This window comes from Kribbella sp. NPDC026596, from assembly GCF_040638415.1.
Taxonomy (GTDB): Bacteria; Actinomycetota; Actinomycetes; order Propionibacteriales; family Kribbellaceae; genus Kribbella.
In genome coordinates this window covers 78,029-95,554 of the sequence record NZ_JBEZYF010000004.1, presented here as the reverse complement: position 1 = coordinate 95,554, position 17,526 = coordinate 78,029, and the positions used below count along the sequence as shown (strand labels likewise).

Annotated in this window: 15 protein-coding genes; 8 read left to right on the top strand and 7 right to left on the bottom strand. The window is 68.8% G+C overall.

The annotated features are described in order from the left end of the window. The first annotated feature begins 123 nt into the window (after positions 1-123). The 3 genes from AB0E63_RS04525 (at position 124) to AB0E63_RS04515 (ending at position 2,813) form a co-directional block, all read left to right on the top strand. Positions 124-1,503, top strand: a complete 1,380-nt coding sequence (locus tag AB0E63_RS04525; protein WP_360361275.1) for a trypsin-like peptidase domain-containing protein — start codon at positions 124-126, stop codon at positions 1,501-1,503. A 96-nt stretch (positions 1,504-1,599) separates the two neighbouring features. After that, the gene (locus tag AB0E63_RS04520; RefSeq protein ID WP_360361273.1) at positions 1,600-2,109 is read left to right on the top strand and encodes a DinB family protein; all 510 of its coding nucleotides are present in this window, start codon (positions 1,600-1,602) and stop codon (positions 2,107-2,109) included. A gap of 5 nt (positions 2,110-2,114) precedes the next feature. Continuing rightward, entirely contained in the window at positions 2,115-2,813 is a 699-nt protein-coding gene (locus tag AB0E63_RS04515; RefSeq protein ID WP_360361270.1) for a pirin family protein, read from the top strand. Here the strand turns inward: AB0E63_RS04515 and AB0E63_RS04510 are convergent. Beyond that, on the bottom strand, positions 2,810-3,139 hold the full coding sequence (locus AB0E63_RS04510; protein WP_360361267.1) for an L-rhamnose mutarotase: 330 nt from the start codon (positions 3,137-3,139) through the stop codon (positions 2,810-2,812). The genes AB0E63_RS04515 and AB0E63_RS04510 overlap by 4 nt on opposite strands. Before the next feature lie 232 nt (positions 3,140-3,371). Here AB0E63_RS04510 and AB0E63_RS04505 point away from each other — a divergent pair, with 232 nt between their 5' ends. Further along, on the top strand, positions 3,372-5,276 hold the full coding sequence (locus AB0E63_RS04505; protein WP_360361264.1) for a penicillin-binding transpeptidase domain-containing protein: 1,905 nt from the start codon (positions 3,372-3,374) through the stop codon (positions 5,274-5,276). A gap of 81 nt (positions 5,277-5,357) precedes the next feature. Beyond that, entirely contained in the window at positions 5,358-5,672 is a 315-nt protein-coding gene (locus AB0E63_RS04500; protein ID WP_360361261.1) for a zf-TFIIB domain-containing protein, read from the top strand. 25 nt (positions 5,673-5,697) lie between these two features. Here AB0E63_RS04500 and AB0E63_RS04495 read toward each other — a convergent pair whose 3' ends face one another. After that, positions 5,698-6,012: a WhiB family transcriptional regulator gene (locus AB0E63_RS04495; protein ID WP_360361258.1), complete on the bottom strand. Its 315-nt coding sequence runs from the start codon at positions 6,010-6,012 to the stop codon at positions 5,698-5,700. Positions 6,013-6,145: 133 nt separating this feature from the next. Here AB0E63_RS04495 and AB0E63_RS04490 point away from each other — a divergent pair, with 133 nt between their 5' ends. Beyond that, positions 6,146-6,610 (top strand): GNAT family N-acetyltransferase, encoded by a 465-nt coding sequence (locus AB0E63_RS04490; protein ID WP_360361255.1) that lies wholly within the window; start codon positions 6,146-6,148, stop codon positions 6,608-6,610. 50 nt (positions 6,611-6,660) lie between these two features. After that, a complete protein-coding gene (locus tag AB0E63_RS04485; RefSeq protein ID WP_360361252.1) occupies positions 6,661-7,755 on the top strand; it encodes a DNA polymerase IV in 1,095 nt (364 codons plus the stop codon). On the opposite strand, the gene AB0E63_RS04480 is transcribed toward AB0E63_RS04485, so the two are convergent. The 5 genes from AB0E63_RS04480 to AB0E63_RS04460 all read right to left on the bottom strand — a co-directional run bounded on the left by AB0E63_RS04480 (position 7,749) and on the right by AB0E63_RS04460 (position 16,704). Next, positions 7,749-8,774 carry a prenyltransferase/squalene oxidase repeat-containing protein gene (locus AB0E63_RS04480; RefSeq protein ID WP_360361250.1) on the bottom strand — a complete coding sequence of 342 codons (1,026 nt, stop codon included), beginning with the start codon at positions 8,772-8,774 and terminating at the stop codon, positions 7,749-7,751. The two genes, AB0E63_RS04485 and AB0E63_RS04480, sit on opposite strands and share 7 nt — an antisense overlap. After that, a complete protein-coding gene (locus tag AB0E63_RS04475; RefSeq protein ID WP_360361247.1) occupies positions 8,771-13,447 on the bottom strand; it encodes an ATP-binding cassette domain-containing protein in 4,677 nt (1,558 codons plus the stop codon). The genes AB0E63_RS04480 and AB0E63_RS04475 overlap by 4 nt, the downstream gene beginning before the upstream one ends. A gap of 12 nt (positions 13,448-13,459) precedes the next feature. Continuing rightward, complete coding sequence (locus AB0E63_RS04470) at positions 13,460-14,536, bottom strand: phosphotransferase (protein ID WP_360361245.1); 1,077 nt, start codon at positions 14,534-14,536, stop codon at positions 13,460-13,462. A 198-nt stretch (positions 14,537-14,734) separates the two neighbouring features. After that, positions 14,735-15,574: an amidohydrolase family protein gene (locus tag AB0E63_RS04465; protein WP_360361243.1), complete on the bottom strand. Its 840-nt coding sequence runs from the start codon at positions 15,572-15,574 to the stop codon at positions 14,735-14,737. Positions 15,575-15,579: 5 nt separating this feature from the next. Further along, positions 15,580-16,704: a mandelate racemase/muconate lactonizing enzyme family protein gene (locus AB0E63_RS04460; RefSeq protein ID WP_360361240.1), complete on the bottom strand. Its 1,125-nt coding sequence runs from the start codon at positions 16,702-16,704 to the stop codon at positions 15,580-15,582. A 122-nt stretch (positions 16,705-16,826) separates the two neighbouring features. Here AB0E63_RS04460 and AB0E63_RS04455 point away from each other — a divergent pair, with 122 nt between their 5' ends. Next, positions 16,827-17,522 carry a GntR family transcriptional regulator gene (locus AB0E63_RS04455; protein WP_360361238.1) on the top strand — a complete coding sequence of 232 codons (696 nt, stop codon included), beginning with the start codon at positions 16,827-16,829 and terminating at the stop codon, positions 17,520-17,522. Positions 17,523-17,526: the final 4 nt, after the last annotated feature.

Sequence of the window (17,526 nt, the reverse complement as noted above, 5' to 3'; positions counted from 1 at the left end):
ACGTCGTACGCAAACCGTCTGAAAAGATCCTGACTGATCCTTCAGAGGATCTTCATGGAGTTCTTCGACAGCTCCGAGGGGATCTTCAGGGCCTTCTCAGGTCCGGCCGCCACAGTATTCGCTATGAGTGAGAACACGCCGCAGCAGCCGCAGAACCAGCCCCGCCAGAACCCGCAGCAACCGCAGGGGCCGGAGCGGACGCAGCAGATGCCGATGTACGGACAGCATCAGCAGCAGCAGTTCGCACCGCTTGGTGGGCAGCAGCGGCCGGGTCAGCACCCAACAGGTGGGAGTGCTTACCCGCAGTTCGGTGCGCCGGGGACGCATCAGGGGACGTCTCCGGGCCCGAACTGGCCCTACGGTCCGCAGCCGCAGGCACCGGCCGCCACGGCGGCCAAGCCGAAGCGGCGCGGACTCGCGCTGGTGGCGCTGACCGCCCTCCTGGTCGGCACCGCCGGCGGAGTCGGCGGCGCCGCGGTGTACTCGGCCACCAACGACTCCACGGCCAACACTCCGTCGACGACGGCTCCGCTGAACGGCAACCAGGCGGCTCCCGCCTCGGCTCCGGACGGCTCGGTGCAGAACGCCGCCGCGAAGGTGCTGCCGAGCGTGGTGAAGATCGCCGTCGCGACCTCGCAGGGCGCGGCGACCGGTTCCGGCATCGTGATCAGCAAGGACGGCCTGATCGTCACCAACAACCACGTGGTGGCCGGCGCCGGACAGGGCGCGACCATCACCGTGATGCTGAACGACGGCCGGACGGTACCGGCCACGGTCAAGGGCACCGACCCGCTGACCGACCTGGCTGTCATCCACGCGGAGGCGACCGACCTGACCCCGGCCACGCTGGGCCAGAGCGGCAAGCTCGCGGTCGGGCAAGGCGTGGTCGCGATCGGTTCGCCGTTCGGCTTGGAGGCGACCGTGACGAGCGGCATCGTCTCGGCGCTGAACCGGCCAGTGACGTCGGGCGACGAGCAGCAGGACAGCACCACAGTCTTCCCAGCAATTCAGACGGACGCCGCGATCAACCCCGGTAACTCGGGCGGCGCCCTGATCGACCTCGCCGGCCAGGTGGTCGGAATCAACAGCGCGATCAAGACCGCCGGAGGATCGGGACAATCCGAAGGCGGAAACATTGGCCTGGGCTTCGCAATCCCGATCGACCAGGCCAAGCCGATCATCGACGAGCTGGTGGCCAAGGGCAAGGCCACGCATGCGCGGCTCGGCGTACAGGTCGGCGACGCGCAGGCGTCCGACGGGCTCACGAACGGAGCACGCCTCGGCGAGGTAACGTCCGGCGGTGCGGCGGACAAGGCCGGTCTGCAGTCTGGTGATGTGGTCACCACTGTCGACGGCAAGGCGATCGCGTCAGGGGACGCGTTGGTCGCCGCGGTCCGATCGCACCGCCCGGGCGATGAGGTCAAGGTGACCTTTACCCGCGACGGCAAGACCCAGACCGTCACCGCCACCCTGGGCTCCGACAACGGCAACCCCACCGGCTGACCCCAGCCCCACGTCCGGGACTGCGCCGCCCACCGAGCGGCGCAGTCCCTCTTTTATGCGGGTGCCGCTGATCCCGCGCTCGGCTACGGTCCCGGCATGACTCTTTCCCGGGAACGGCCGCCCTTGGTGGCGGATGAGCGCACGCAGCTGATCGGCTGGCTGGATCTGCAGCGGGCGCTGGTCCGCTGGAAGCTCGAGGGCCTGCGGGCCGAGGACGAGCACCGTTCGGTGCTGCCGGACTCGCCGATGATGACGCCGGCCGGACTGGTGTCGCACATGCGCTGGACCGAGCACTGCTGGTTCAACGTGATCTTTCTCGGTGAGCCCTCCGACACGAACCCGCAGTTCCGCAAGGATCTGCCGGACGACGCCGACTGGATGGTCGACGACGTACCGCTGACACGGCTGCTGGACGAGTTCGAGGCGCAGTGCGCGCAGTCGAACGAGATCACCGCCGCCCACTCGCTGGACGACGTCGGCAAGGACCCGGAATACAGCCCGACGCTGCGGTGGATGGTGATCCACATGGTCGAGGAGACCGCCCGGCACGTCGGGCACCTGGACACCATGCGTGAGCTCCTGGACGGCCAGAAGGGGTATTACTAGTACCCATGGAGATCCGGCGGGCGGGCGACAGATTCGTGACCTCGTCCGAGTGGCTGGAGTCGCGGCACTCGTTCTCGTTCGGGCCACACTACGATCCGGCGAACGTCGGGTTCGGCTTCCTGCTCGCGCACAACGACGAAACAGTTGCCCCCGGCACCGGGTTCGAGACGCATCCGCACCAGGACCTCGAGATCGTCACCTGGGTACTGCGGGGCGCCTTGGCGCATCGTGATTCGGAAGGGAACAGCGGCGTCGTCTACCCGGACCTGGCCCAGCGGATGAGCGCCGGCTCCGGCATCCAGCACTCCGAGTGGAACGACTCCGTCGACCCGGTCCGCTACGTCCAGATGTGGGTCCGCCCGGACCGTTTCGACCTGCCACCGTCGTACCAGCAGGCCGAGCTCGACCTCGGCACCGGCGAGCTGGTTCCCATCGCCTCCGGTCTCCCTCAGCACGCCGCCAGTACGGCGATCCGCATCAACCAGCGCTCCGCCGGGATGTCGGTCGCCCGCCTCGCCCCGGGCCAAGCGGTCGCCCTCCCGGCAGCGCCGTACGTGCATCTCTTCATCGCCCAGGGCACGGCCGCCCTCGAAGCCGCGGGCGACCTGGGTACGGCGGACGCCGTACGACTGACCGACGGGGACGGCCGTCGCATCACCGCAGGCCCGAACGGCGCCGAGCTCCTGGTGTGGGAGATGTACTAGTCCTGCTGTTCGCTCATGGTCCAGACGTGGCGCAGCGACTGGCCGGCGACGCCTTCGGGGTTCTCGGCGAAGCCTTCGACGAACTGGCTCATGTGTTGCTGCCAGCGCTGATCGACCGGGTCCGTCTTCAGCTGGGCGACGGCGGCCTCGAAGTCGTCCGACACGACCAGGTGGAAGAGGTCGCGGCCACTGCGCCAGATGGACCAGTCGGTGATGCCGGCGGCGCGCATCACGGTGATCAGTTCCGGCCAGACACGAGCGTGCTCGAGCTCGTAGGCCTCTTCGGTTCCGGGAATCAGCCGGCTGTGCAGAGCAAGGCGGGTCACAAGGCCGCAGAATACGCCGCGGGTGCCGGACCTGGACCACGGTTCCAGAATCCCGATACCTTCTGCCTCTTGCTCCCGATTCATCCGGGCGATCCACCGGGTAGCTGCCAACTCAGGCGCCGGATCCGGCGTCGTACTTGCACGGGTTGAGTAGTTTCGCCCTCGTGGCCGCAATGCCACACGCCGAAGACTGTGCCCGGTGTCCATCCGTCGTCGTGCGAGAGTTGAGAACGTGAAGCGAACCACTGCGATCGTCTGTTTGAGTAGTCTGCTGATCACCGCCGGTTGCTCCGACAGCAAATCAGGCGACGGAAAGCCAGACCCGAACGACGAGAAGCAGGCCTCGGCCGCGGTGATCAAGCAGTTCGCCGACGCTTGGGTCAAGGCGTGGGCGCCGGACGGGAAGCCCGACGCGGCCGGCGCGCTCACCGACAACCCGACGGTGTTCGCCAAGCGGCTCGACGACGTGGACACGGCGCTGGTCGCCAGCACCGTGACGGTCGCACCGCAGGGCGACCCGAAGTGCAGCGACGGCAACAACTGCACGCAGGAGCTCGCCGTCGAGGCCCAGCTCCGCGGCATCGGCGCGATGAAGTGGACCAGTACGGCGACCGCCGTGAAGACCGGCGACGTGTGGAAGATCAAAGCCTCCGGCGACACCATCTACCCGGGTCTCGGCGACGCGAACTACCTCAAGCGGGTCCGCGCACTGCCCGCCCGCGCCTCGATCCTGGACCGCAACGGCGTCGCGTTGACCGCGAACCGTCCGGTCGTCATCGTCGGGGTCGCCTCGGGCACCGTGGCGACGGCCGCGACGTACGCCGCCTTCACCAAGAATCTCCAGGTGGACGGCGCGAAGCTCGCCGCCCGCGCGAAGGCCGCACCGGCCGGCCAGTTCGTCGACGCGATCACGATCCGGGCCGAGCAGTGGGAGGCGCTGCGGCCGACCATGGGCAAACTCCCCGGTGTGCTGACGATGGGCGGCACGCAGTCGCTGCCGGAGACCGCGACGTTCGCCCGGTCCATCCTCGGCACGATGAAGACGGCGACCGCTGAGTCGCTGAAGAACGCGGGTCCGACCGCGTCGGCGCAGGATCAGGTCGGGACGACCGGCCTGCAGTACGCATTCCAGCAGCAGCTCGCCGGGACCCCGGGTGGGACGGTCACGCTGCGCGACGGCAAGACCAAGCTGACGATCGACACGGTGTTCAGCCAGAAGGGCACCGCGGGGAAGCCGGTCAAGACCACCCTGGACGTGAACCTGCAGCGCTACGCCGAGGCGGCGCTGGCGACGAGCAAGCTGCCCGCGTCACTGGTCGCCGTCCAGGCGTCGACCGGGCAGATCCTGGCCGCGGCGAACGGCCCGCAGGTGGCGAGCTACAACCGCGCCTTCCAGGGTCGCTACGCGCCGGGGTCGACGTTCAAGATCGTCACCTCGGCGGCACTGCTGGGCAGTGGTGAGACCGCGGCGACCGCGCTGCCGTGCACGAACACGATCAACGTCTTCGGCAAGACGTTCAAGAACTACGACGGGCTCGCGGCGTACGGCGCGGGCACGATGCAGAAGGCGTTCAACGAGTCCTGCAACACCGCGTTCATCTCGCAGCACGCGCGGCTGCCGAAGGACGGGATGACCAAGGCCGCGGCGATGTTCGGCATCGGGCGGGACCTGAACCTGTCGATCTCGGCGTACGGCGGTCAGGTGCCTGCCCCCAAGGACGACGTCGCCGAGGCCGCGTCGATGATCGGCCAGGGCACGGTCACCGCGAGCCCGCTGGCGATCGCGCTGGTCGCGGCGACGGTCGACCACGGCACCGCGATGAAGCCGGTCCTCGTTCCGGGCAAGGACGCGGCCGGGGCGGCCGCCTCTCCGTTGCCTGCAGCAACGGTTGCCGCGCTGCGGACCTTCATGCGGACGACGGTCACCGGTGGTACCGCGAAGGTGCTGGCCGGCAACGGCGCGGTCGCCGCCAAGACCGGCACCGCCGAGCTCGTCTCGGGCGGCAAGGTCATCACCAACGCCTGGATGGCCGGCTACCGCGGCGACGTGGCCTTCGCCGTCATCGTCGAGGGCGGCGAGTCCGGCTCGCACGCCGCCGGCCCGATCCTGAAGAACTTCCTCACCCGCTTCAAGTGATCCTGAGAGTTGGGCTCTGAAGTTCCTGAGAGTTGGCTGAAAGCGCGGCAGCGCGGGGAATTCGTCACTTAGGGTTGCTGGATGGAGAGCCTGACGTGTCCTAAGTGCCGTGGCGCGATGCGCACGTACGAACGTAGTGGTGTGACGGTGGATCAGTGCGGCGAGTGCCGCGGGATCTTCCTCGACCGGGGCGAGCTGGAGCGGCTCGTCGACGCGGAGCTGCGGTACAACTCACCGCAGCAGCCGCGGTACGAGGAGAAGAAGCGGTACGACGACGACCGCCGGTACGACGACGATCGGCGGCGCGACGACGACCGCCGCTACGACCCGCGGTACGGCAACCAGCAGCACCCCCGCAAGAAGAAAAAGTCCTTCCTGGAGGAACTCTTCGACTGAGTGTCAGCGGCTCCGTGCCGGCAGATTAGTGATGGCGGGTGTGCAGGGTGGGTTCGCGTTCCTCCTCGGTGGTGCCGCCCCACACGCCGTAGGCCTCCCCGACGACCAGGGCGTGCTCGCGGCACTCCCGCCGTACCGGGCAGGTCTTGCAGAGCGACTTGGCGATCACTTCACGGGCGTGCTTGCGCGGGCCGCGCTCGGCCTCGGCGGCGAAGAACAGTTCGGGGTTGACGTCGGCGCAGGCGGCACGTTCCTGCCAGGCCCAGTTCTCGAACAACGGGGACGGCAGGCCGTCTGGCGCCTTGCTCACCACACCGGCGGGCGGTTTCCGCCGCCTCATGACAGGGTCCTGGGTTTGGCTGACATGGTCGGGCACCTCGGGGGTCGATCGGGTTCGGCGCGGCTGGTTCCACAACCGCGGCCACTTGCTCCAGTACCCGTCGGCAAACCTGCGGGCGGGCTATCGTCAGCAGGTGACCACGCCATCGGTGAGCCTGCGCCCGATTACCGAGTCCGAGTTCGCCGGCTGGAAGGACCGCGCCGCCGAGTCGTTCGCGGCCGGCATCGGGCCGGCCCGCGGGCTGAACCCCGAGGAGGCGCTGACGCTCGCCCATGACGAGACCGCCCGGCTGCTGCCCGACGGCACCACCACCGAGCACCACCTGATCTGGATCGCCTGCGACGGCTCGGAACCGGTCGGCAGCCTGTGGATCAGCACAAAGGCACGAGTGCCGTTCATCTACGGGCTCGAGGTGGGCAGCAAGCAGCGCGGCAAGGGCTACGGCCGCGCGATCATGCTCGCCGGCGAGGAGGAGTGCCGCCGGCTCGGCTACCAGCAGCTGGATCTCAACGTCTTCGGCGACAACTCCACCGCCATCAGCCTCTACGAGTCCCTCGGCTACACCGTCACCTCCCAGCAGATGCGCAAAGAACTCTGACCCTGCCTCCCCGACTGGCTACGCTGGGTTGTCGAGCCCAGGGGGTGTTGATGAGCTGGTGGATCCTGCATGTGGACATGGATCAGTTCATCGCGGCTGTGGAGATCCGGCGGCGGCCGGAACTGCGCGGGTTGCCGGTGGTGGTCGGCGGGTCGGGCGATCCCACGCAACCGCGGCAGGTGGTCGCTACCGCGTCGTACGAGGCGCGCGAGTACGGCGTGCACTCGGGGATGCCGGTGCGAGCGGCGTACAAGAAGTGTCCGCAGGCGATCTTCCTGCCGTCCGATCCCGCGACCTACGAAGCGGCGTCGACCGAGGTGATGGACACGCTGCGCTCGTTCCCGGTGGTGGTCGAGGTGTGGGGATGGGACGAGTGCTTCGTCGGCGCGGAGACCGACGATCCGGAACAGCTGGCCGTTGACCTACGCGCCGCCGTACAGGCCCGGACGACGCTCACCTGTTCGGTGGGCATCGGCGACAACAAGACCCGCGCCAAACTGGCCACGACCTTCGCCAAGCAACCGCGGTCGCACGCTGCGCCCTTCGAACACGCCAGTACAGAGGACGGCCATCGCGAGTTCGACGGCGTCTACCGGCTGACCGGCGCGAACTGGCGCGAGGTGATGGACCACCGGCCGGTACGCGAACTCTGGGGCATCGGCAGCCGGATGGAGCGAAACCTCAACGAACTAGGCGTCTTCACCATCGCCGACCTGGCCGCCGCCGACGTCGATGTCCTCCGCAAACGTTTCGGCCCGAAGATGGGAGCCTGGTACGCCGCTCTCGGCCGCGGACTCGGCGACACCGAAGTCACCGACGTACCCCGCGAGCCGATATCCCGCAGCCACGAGGAGACCTTCCCCGAAGACCTCGTCGAACGAGCCGACGTCGAGGAGCAACTCCGCCGCATCGCCGTCGAGGTCACCCGCGACGTCGTCGCCGAAGGCCGCAGCATCCAACGCGTCTGGGTCAAGGTCCGCTTCATCTCCTTCTACACCCCCATCAAGAGCCGCAAACTCCCCGAAGTAACCCAAGACCCAGAAGTGATTGCCACCACCGCCCTGGCCCTCCTCACCAAATTCGAACTCCGCCGCCCCATCCGCCTCCTAGGCGTCCGCGTCGAGTTCGCCCCCTCCGCTCAGTAGCGGCGGCGGCCACGTTTGTAGGGGGTGAAGCCGGCCGGTTCCTCGTTGCCGACCCAGTCGCCGTCGGCCAGTCGGCGGAGGCTGCATTCGAGGTCGAAGGTGAGCCATCGGGAGAGCTGCGGGTGAGCGTGGTGTTCCCAGAGACCGTAGGGGCCTCGGAGGGTCTCGAGCCAGGCGACGAGGTCGCGTACGCGGCGGTCGTCAGCGGAGACGCCGCATCGGGAGGCCAGGTCGAGGAGGAAGGCGGGATCGAAGGTGACGTAGAAGGTGACCTGTCCCATGGCCCGTTCGAGCCCGACCAGGCGGGAGACTTCCCATCCGAGGGTCGATTCGTCTCGCGTCTCGCGTGCGAGGAGATGGTCGACACCGATGCGGGCGGCGTCGGATCGTCTCCGTTCGGGGTGCAGCGCGAAGCAGGCGGCGGCGCCGGTCGTCGCCGAGCGGCATCCGGCGCCTCGGGTCAGTTGCCGGTAGTCCTTCTCCGCCGGCGATGGGCGTCCGGGACCGCCGAGGTCGGCTTTGGGTCCCGACGGCCAGGAGCCGTCCGGGAGCCGTTCGCGGAGGAGCCACTCGTAGGCGCGTTCCGCGCGAGGGTCGGTGGCGAAGCCCGCAGCGGCAATGCCCCGCAAGCGCACGACCGTCTGCATGGTGATGAACCGCGGGCCGTCGGCTGGTGGTGGCGGCTGCGCTTTCCGTGTGGGCTTACGGTCGCTGTCGTCGTCGAGCCACAGTGGCCACGAGCCGTCCGGTTGCTGGTGGGCGAAGATGGCGTCGACCGCAGCGGGCAGCTCGGGACCCTGGTAGCCGAGGTACGCGAGCTGGCAGAGCAGGTAGCCGGCGGCTTTGGGCCGGTTGCGCGCGGCTTCAAGCCGCGCGAGGTGCGACCGGACCGCGGCGCTCTCGCGGATCTCGGCGCGCGACGCCCGTACGTCGTCATCGTCTTCGGTGATTCCCTCGAGCTCGACCGCCGCACGCCACTGCAGCGACGGGGACGGGTCTCCGAGCAGCAGCGTGTTCACCTGAGGACCTCGAACAGGAAGGACGCGGTTGCGGTGTCGGCCTTGGCGAGTTGTTCCGGTGGGCCTTCGAAGACGGTCTTGCCGCCACGGGGTCCTGCACCCGGACCGAGTTCGATGAGCCAGTCACAGGTGGCGAGCAACATCGGGTCGTGCTCGACGACGAGCACGGTGTTGCCGGCGTCGACGATCGTGTCGAGGGCGCGGGCGAGCACCCCGACATCGGTGACCTGCAGACCGACGGTGGGCTCATCGAGTACGTACAGGGTGCCGGCCTTCGTGGGACGAGCGAGTTCCTTGGCGAGCTTGAGCCGCTGGGCTTCGCCTCCCGACAGACTCCAACCCGGCTGGCGGACGATCAGGTAGCCGAGGCCGAGCGCTATGGCGGCGTCGCCGACGCGGCGCACCCGGTCGATATCGCCCCACTCCTCGACGAGTTCGCCGATGGTGAGGGTTTCGATATCGGCGAGGCTTCGGCCCCGCTCGACGAGGGCGGCTACCTCGCGGCGATAGCCGGAGCCGCCGCACGCCTCGCAGGTCTGGGTCACCGACGGGAGGAACGACATGTCCTCCTGCCAGGTTCCTTTGCCACGGCACGCATCGCAGCGGTACGCGAGGTCCTTGATTGTGATGCTCTGCTCGATGGCCGCTTCGCTTGCGGCGAATGCCCGTCGAACGCCGTCAATCAGCCCGAGGAAGACGCCGGGCGAGGTGATCTCGGCACGCGATTGATCGACCACGACGGTGCGTTCCGGCGCGCCGGAGATGGCGTCGTGAATGCCTGGCTCTACGCGGACCACACCGCGGTGGGGGATGTCGGTTTTCGGTCGCACCAGGCCCAGGGCGATCGTGTCGACGACGAGTGAGGACTTGCCCGAACCCGACACACCGCACACGCCGACCTGCACGCCGAGCGGGATGCGCACGTCGAGGCCGCGCAGGTTGTTCTCCCGCGCGCCGGTGACGTGCATCCACTCTGTTGGCTCGCGGCGGGCGCGGCGAGAGATCGAGTTGTGTCCGTCGCGCACTGCCCGGGTGACCGACTCCGCACTGTCGAGATCGATGATGCGGCCGCCCGCTCGCCCGGGCCCAGGGCCGATCTCGATGACGTCGTCGGCGGCGCGGATGAGCGTCGGATCGTGTTCGACGGCGATGACGGTGTTGCCGGCGTCGCGCAACTCGGCCAGGGTCTGAGCGAGTGCACTCACTTCTGCGGGATGCAGGCCGCGGGATGGCTCGTCGAGCAGAACGGTCATGCCGACGAGACCACCGCCGACCACCGACGCCAGCTTGATCCGCTGGGCCTCGCCCGCGGACAACGTCCAGGTCGTCCGGTCCAGCTGGAGGTAGCCGAGCCCGACAGAGCCCAGGAATCCGAGGCGATGCAACGCAACTGTGCGGGCGTGCGCCGCGTGTTCGTCGTCCGGCTCGTCCATCGATACCAGTACGTCTTCGAGCTCGGCGAACGACGCCGAGAACAAGTCGTCACGGTCGCGACCGTCAAGACGAATCGCCAAGTAGGGAGCGCGCAGCCGCTTGCCGTCGCACTCCCGACACGGGAACGCGTTCGTCTCCTTGCCGCCCAGGTCGTGCTGAGCCCAGTCGTTCAGCCCGACCCAGGACGAGTCGCCGTACAAGACCGCGTGGCGCGCTTCGTCTGACATCTCGGACCACGGCTTCGTGCTCGGGTCGAACCGGTAGCGCGCACCGAGGGCACGCAACACGTCGTTGCTGCCGACTACTTCAGGACAGAACCACGCCAGACCCCTGCCGAAGCAGCGGGCGAGTGGTGCGTCGGGCCGCACGATCACCTTGTCCCATTCGTACTGTCGCTCAACGCCGAGTCCCACGCATTGGGGACAGCTGGATGCCGGCGATCCCACGAGGTGGCGCGGTTCGATCGGCGCCGCCCTTGTGTCGCAACCGCTGCAGGTCCACGCGGAATCGGGCCTCAGTGAATCTCGGCGAACGTCGTCGTCGCCGCACGCGAGGCACGTGCGCACACCGGCGCGCGCCATGACCAGCGCGATCAGGCGGTCGAGGTCACTCGACCGGCCGACGGTCGCTCGGGCGGCATCCCAGACCTGGAAGCCGGGTCCCCTCGAGTCGAAAATCATGCCGGAGGCGTCGATGCCGATCGTCGGCCCCAGCCCGGTCAGCGAGTCGAGCGGGGCTTCGGGTCCCTCGCGCACCGACTGGCGTTCGTACACCGACAGGCACTCGAGCAACCGCCGCGTTGCTTCGGCCGCGACGACATCGCGGACCAGCGACGACTTGCCGGACCCCGACACCCCCGTCACGACGGTGTACCGACCCTTCGCGAAGTCGACATCCACACCCTGCAGATTGTGGGCGCGGGCCCCGCGCACGCGGATCGCGTCGCTCGAGCGTCGGCCGGCGCGTGGCTTCGCGCGGGGCCTGACCCTTGGTTGTTTCTCGGCGACGGGCGGGCCGCAGTGCTGCAGGCGTCCGCCATCAGGGCCACCGCCCGGGCCGAGATCGATGCGCCAGTCGGCGGAGGCGATCACGTCGGCGTGGTGTTCGACGACAACCACAGTGCAGCCGTTGGCCGTCAGCTTGTCGAGCACAGTGAGCAGCCGGCCGAGGTCGGCGGGGTGGAGGCCGGTGGTGGGCTCGTCGAGCAGCACGAGGTCGCCCGTCTTGGCCTTGGTCACCTCGCGGGCGAGGCGAACCCGTTGTGCTTCACCTCCGGACAGGCTCGGCGACGGCTGGCCCAACGTCACGTAGCCGAGCCCGACCTCCTGCAAGGTCTCCAGGAGGCGCGTCACCGACCGGTGCTCGGCGAACACGGCGTGGGCCTCGTCGACGCTCAACGCCAGCACGTCTGCGATCGAGAGTTCCGACCACGTTGCTTCGAGGACCTCGGGCCGGTAGCGCCGGCCCTCGCAGGTCTCGCACGGGACCCACATGGGCGCGAGGTAGCTCAGGCTGATCGCGACCGCGCCCATCCCCTCGCACTCGGGACAGGCCCCTTCGGCCCGGTTGAACGTGAACTCCGACGCCGACCGCCCGGTCTCGCTCGCGAACACCTCGCGGATGCGATCGAAGACCTTCGTGTACGTCGCGGGATTCGACCGCGGGTTGTTACCCAGCGGCTTCTGGTCGACAGCGATCGCGCGCACGGCGGGCGCGTCGAACGTCGCGCAGCCGACCGGCGCGTGCGCTCGGATCGACTCCAGCAACACGTCACGAGCGAGGGTGGTCTTGCCGGCTCCGGACGGACCCGTGATGACGGTGAGCGCTCCGAGCGGGATCTCGCAGTCGACCCCGCGAAGGTTGCGCGGGCCGGCGCCGCTGATGCCGATCCGCTGATCACCGATCACGCGAGGGGCGCGCCGGACACTGGTTGGCACCGAGAAGCCGCGGCCCGATGCGGTGTCGGCGCGCCACAGCGCGGCGGGGATTCCTTGAAAGACGAGTTCGCCGCCGCCACGGCCTCCAGCCGGGCCGATCTCGACGACCTCGTCTGCCATCGCGATCGCGGCCCGGTCGTGTTCGACCATGAGTACGGGGCCGGAGAGCGATGCGATGGCATCCAGCAGTCGTTGGAGATCGGTGTGGTGCAGCCCGATAGTCGGCTCGTCGAGGACGTGCAGCAGGTCTTCGAGCCTGCCCCCGAGCACGACCGCCAGCCGGGTCCGTTGCGCCTCTCCGCGCGACAGCGTCGGCATCGATCGGTCGAGGGTGATGTGGCCGAGCCCCAACGTGACCATCGGCCGCAGTCGCCGCAGCAGCTCGTCCTCGACGCGCGCCGCGCGCGGGCCGACCGGAAGTTGCTCGACGAACTCGAGAACCTCGCTCACCGAGCAAGCCAGCAAATCGGGCAAGGTCACGCCGGCGATGCGATGCGACGAGGTGTCCACGGCCGGGTCTCGAAACGCCATCGGCTCCAGCGGCCGGACCCACTCCGAGCAGCTCGGGCAGACGGGCGTCCGCAGCACCGGCGTGCCGTCGAGACGAACCTCCGGCGAGCCCAACGCGTCAGCACGCTCCAGGGTGGCGCGTACCTCCGCCGCCGACGCTCCCGCTTGGAGCGTGGCGACGCGTACGACGACATCGTGCGGCACCGCCGGGTCAAGCCGCGGCACGCGGCTCGACGTGGTTGCAGCCCACGGACGGCCGTCGATCGTGACCGCGTCGAACTGGCCGCGCAGGCCGGCGAGGAGACGCGCGTGGCTCCGGCGAAGCCCGCGCACCACCGCGACCTCTACGTCCAGGCTGCCCGCGATCGCGAGCATGTCCAAGGCGATCGCGAGCCGCTCTTCGCGCGACACCGACCGAACCGGCACCTCGCACCGCGGGCAGGTCACATCCGCGAATCGCGCGTACAGAATGCGCAGGAACGGGTGCAGGCCAACCGACGTCGCCACCGTCGAAGCTGGGTTGTTGTTGAGCACGTTCTGGGCAATCGCGACCGCTGGTCCCAAGCCCTCGATGCCGCGTACCTGTGCGGCCGGAACGCGTGCCCCTCGACGTCCGAGGGCGAACGACTCGGTAAACCGCCGCCGTGCCTCGGCGTAGACGACGTCGAACGCCAGCGACGACTTCCCCGAGCCGGACACACCGACGACGGCGGTCACGCCGGGACCGAACGTGACGTCGACGTCGAGCAGGTTGTGCTCGGACGCGCCGAGAACCTTCAGCTCTCCCACCATCGCCGCGAACGTCTATCTGCGGAAGGCGGCTCGGGTTGCGGCGGCGGTGGAGCTGAAGTACTCCGGTGGTTCGATGAAGGCCCACTCGTCGAACGGCACGCCGTTGGCGAGTGCACGCCGGTAACTGAAGCCAACGAGGTAGAGCGGCCGGATGTACATCATCGCCTCGAGCCGGTCGAGTTCGTCGTCGGTCGGCTCGACGTGCCGGCGGTAGGCATTGACGGCCGCGTCGATCCACTCTTCGTTGGTGTGTCTCGAAGGAGACCAGTTCCCGGTGCCCCAGATCAGGTAAGCGAAGTCGGCGAGGCGCGGTCCGCGCCCGGACGCCTTCCAGTTGATCGCCATCGATCCGTGCGCGCTCACGATCGCGTGATCGGGAGCGTGCAGGAGGTTGCCGTGGAGCAAGCCCTCGGGAAGACCCTGACCGTCGTCGGCCGAGCGCACCTGGTCGCGGAGCTGCTCGAATCGCTGGCGATCGGCCGCCGCGACCTTCGTGTCCACCGCGTCGAGAAACGACAGTGCGGCCAGCAGGTCCTGACGCGGTCGACCCTCACGACTGGGGTCCTCACCACTCGCCCCGCCGGGGCGGCTGACGGAGTCGTCGAGCGGCAGCGCGTGCAGCCGTCCGAGCAGTTCACCCATGATGGCGAACTTCTCGGCACCATCAGGAAGCGGGGCGCCTTCGATGAACCGGGTCACGAGGACCGCGCTGCCATCGAAGTCGGACACCGCGTCGTCGACGGCGAGACGCTCCGCGGGAAAGTCGTGCCGCTCCAGGAAGCGCAGGATCGCGGCGTCGCCCTCGACGCCGGCCCTCGGCCGGGCCGGAGGGAACGCACGCGCGATCCATGGTTCGCCGTCATTCCGATCGATGCGGAAGACGTAGGTCTTGTGCACACTGACCTTCGTCGCCGCGACCGGGTCGATGCCGTAGTGATCCCGAAGGTGGGCGAGCAGCCGCTCGGCAACGGGCTCGTGGTGCATGCGGGTACTGAGACCCTCTAGATCGGTCAGCGCTTCGGTGTAGCGCTGCCCCGTCTCTTCGGCGTGACGCCGGACAACCTTCTTGAAGTTGCCGTCCCTGGTCATGACAAGCCTCCTCATGACACCCTCGCCCCCCAGCGACGCGGTGTTGAGAGATGGCCTGCTGACATCGACGACCGAGAGGGCTCTTCCCCTTCACCGACGGAACTCCGACTGGGGCAGATGTTCCACGGCTCGGCGACCGGTCGGCGCCGTTCGGCCAATCTCCCCGACCGGCGCGGCGCTTGTCAAGCGTTAGTACAGCTAGAGGTTGTAGGTGTGGGTGGCGGTGGTGGCGAAGACGGACTGGCGTTCAGCGGGGGTTAGGGCGGTGGTCAGGGCCTCGGCGGTATCGGTGACGTCGGCGTAGGTCGCGGCCAGGAGGCAGACCGGCCAGTCGGAGCCGAACATGACGCGGTCGGGGCCGAAGGCGTCGAGGACCGTGTCGGCGTAGGGCTGGAGATCTGCGGGTTTCCAGGTGGACCAGGGGGCTTCGGTGACCATGCCGGAGAGTTTGCAGGTGACGTTGGGGAGGGCGGCCAGCTCGCGGAGGTGGCCGGCCCACGGCTCCAAGGGCTCGCCGATCACCGGCTTGGAGATGTGGTCGACGACGAAGGTCAGTTGTGGGAGGTTGCGGACAGTCTGGATCGCGGCCGGAAGGTGCGGGGTCTTGGTGAGGAGGTCGTAGGCCAGGCCGGCGTCGGCGACCGCCGCGAGACCGCGTTGTACGTCGGGACGCAGAAGCCAGTCGACGTCCGGCTCGTCGTGGACCTGGTGGCGGATGGCCTTGAGGTACGAGCCGTCCGGCCGTGAGCGCAGACCGTCCAGCGCCTCGGCGACGTCGTCCGCGGTGAGGTCGACCCAGCCGACCACGCCGGCCACCAGGTCGTTGCTAGCAGCAACCTCCAGGAACTCGACGGTCTCGTCGACCAGGCCGACGGTCTGGACCAGGACGGTGGCGGTGACGGCCGCCGCCGCGGCCAGCGGAGCCAGGTCGTCGATGGAGAAGTTGCGCCGGATCGGATCCAGCTCCGGCCCGACCATCCAGGACTGCTCGCGGATCGTCAGGTCCCAGATGTGGTGGTGGGCGTCGACTCTGCTCATGCCGTTCATCCAACCCTCCGGTCATCGATCGCGTCCTGGTTCCAGTCGATCCCGAGCCCGGGCGTGTCCGGTGCCACCGCGTGCCCGTCCACGATCGCCATCTCCGACGACGTGATCGCCCGCAGTTGCGGGATGTGCTCGACGTACCGCCCATTGGGTACGGCGGCCGTCAGGCTGACATGCAGTTCCATCAGGAAGTGCGGACACACCTCGAGGTTGAACGTCTCGGCCAGGTGCGCGACCTTCAGCCACGGCGAGATCCCGCCGACCCGGGCCACGTCCACCTGGACGATCCCGGCGCCACCGGAGGCGACGTACTCCCGGAACTGGGAGACCGAGTACAGCGACTCCCCCACGGCGATCGGGATCGACGTCGACGCCGCCAACCTGCCGTGCCCGGTCACGTCATCCGCCGGCAGCGGCTCCTCGAACCACGACAGATCCACCGCCTCGAAGGCCGCGGCCCGCCGCCGAGCCTCGGGATAGGTCATCGACTGGTTCGCGTCGACCATGATGTCCAGCGACGGCCCCACGGCGTCCCGAACCGCCTGCAAGCGCTCCAGATCCTCGTGCGCCCGTGGTTTGCCCACCTTGAGCTTCACTCCGGGCCAGCCGGCCTTCTGCGAGGCGAGCGCGCCCGCGACGAGCTCATCCGTTGTCAGATGCAGCCAGCCGCCCTCGGTGTCGTACAGCGGGACCTGCTGCCGATACCCACCGGCCAGCCGCCACAACGGCTCACCGGCGCGCAAGCAGCGGAGGTCCCACAAGGCCGTGTCCACTGCCGCCAGCGCGAGCGAGGTGATCGCACCGACCGTGGTCGCGTGCGTCGACCAGAACAGGTCCGACCACAGCGCCTCGACGTTCCGGGCGTCCGCACCGGCCAGCCGGGGCAGCAGGTGGTCCCGCAGCAGAGCCAGTACGGCGGTGCCGCCAGTACCGATCGTGTAGGAGTACCCGAGGCCGGTCAGCCCGTCCGCGGTCTCCAGCGACACGAAGATCGTCTCCTGCTTGAGGAACGACTGGACCGCGTCCGTCCGGACCGTCTCGACCTCCAGGTCGACCAGGTAGGCCTCGGCGTGGATGATCGCCGTACTCGCCGCAAGCGGGGTCCGACTGGGTGACACGGTCACGGGGCGGCTCCAGATCCTATAGGATATTGCCAACCTGATGCTGCCGTCTCACACTGGACGCGTCAAGACTCGTCCAGGTAACGATGCGAGTCGGGCAGAATAGGGCTTCGGGAGGAGCAACTGTGACGGATGCGCATGTGGGTCTGGCGGGGCAGCTCGCGCGCCTGCCCCAGCGACAGGTGCTGAGCGACGACGTCTACGAGACGGTCAAGGGCCTGATCATGGACAGCGTGGTCGAGCCGGGCACCCGGCTGAACATCGACGCGCTGACCCGTGAGCTGGGCATCTCCCAGACCCCGATCCGGGAGTCGCTGGCGCGGCTGGAGTCCGACGGCCTCGTGATCAAGGAGCCCCTGCGCGGGTACCGGGTGTCCTCCCGGCTGACCCGGGCCGAGTTCGAGGACCTGTTCGAGTACCGGTTGCACGTCGAGCCGTGGGGTGCCGGGCGCGCCGCCGAGCGGGCGGGCGCCGAGGACCTGTCCCGGCTCAAGGCCGAGATGCTGAGCTACACCGACGTACCCGACCGGCCGGCGTACGAGAGCTACCGGGCGATGGCGGCGCACGACCAGCGCTTCCACGACCTGGTGCTGGAGCTGTCCGGCAACGAGACGGCCCGGCTGTCCTTTGCGCGGACACACTGCCACCTGCACCTGTTCCGGCTGTACTACGGTGGCGGCATCGCGACGAAGGCGTTGCGGGAGCACAAGACGATCGTGACCGCGGTCCGCAAGGGCGATCCGGAGGACGCGGCCGCGGCGATGCGGGCGCACATCGAGGCCTCCCGGGCCCGGCTGCGCCCGATCTTCGACCAGGACTAGACCG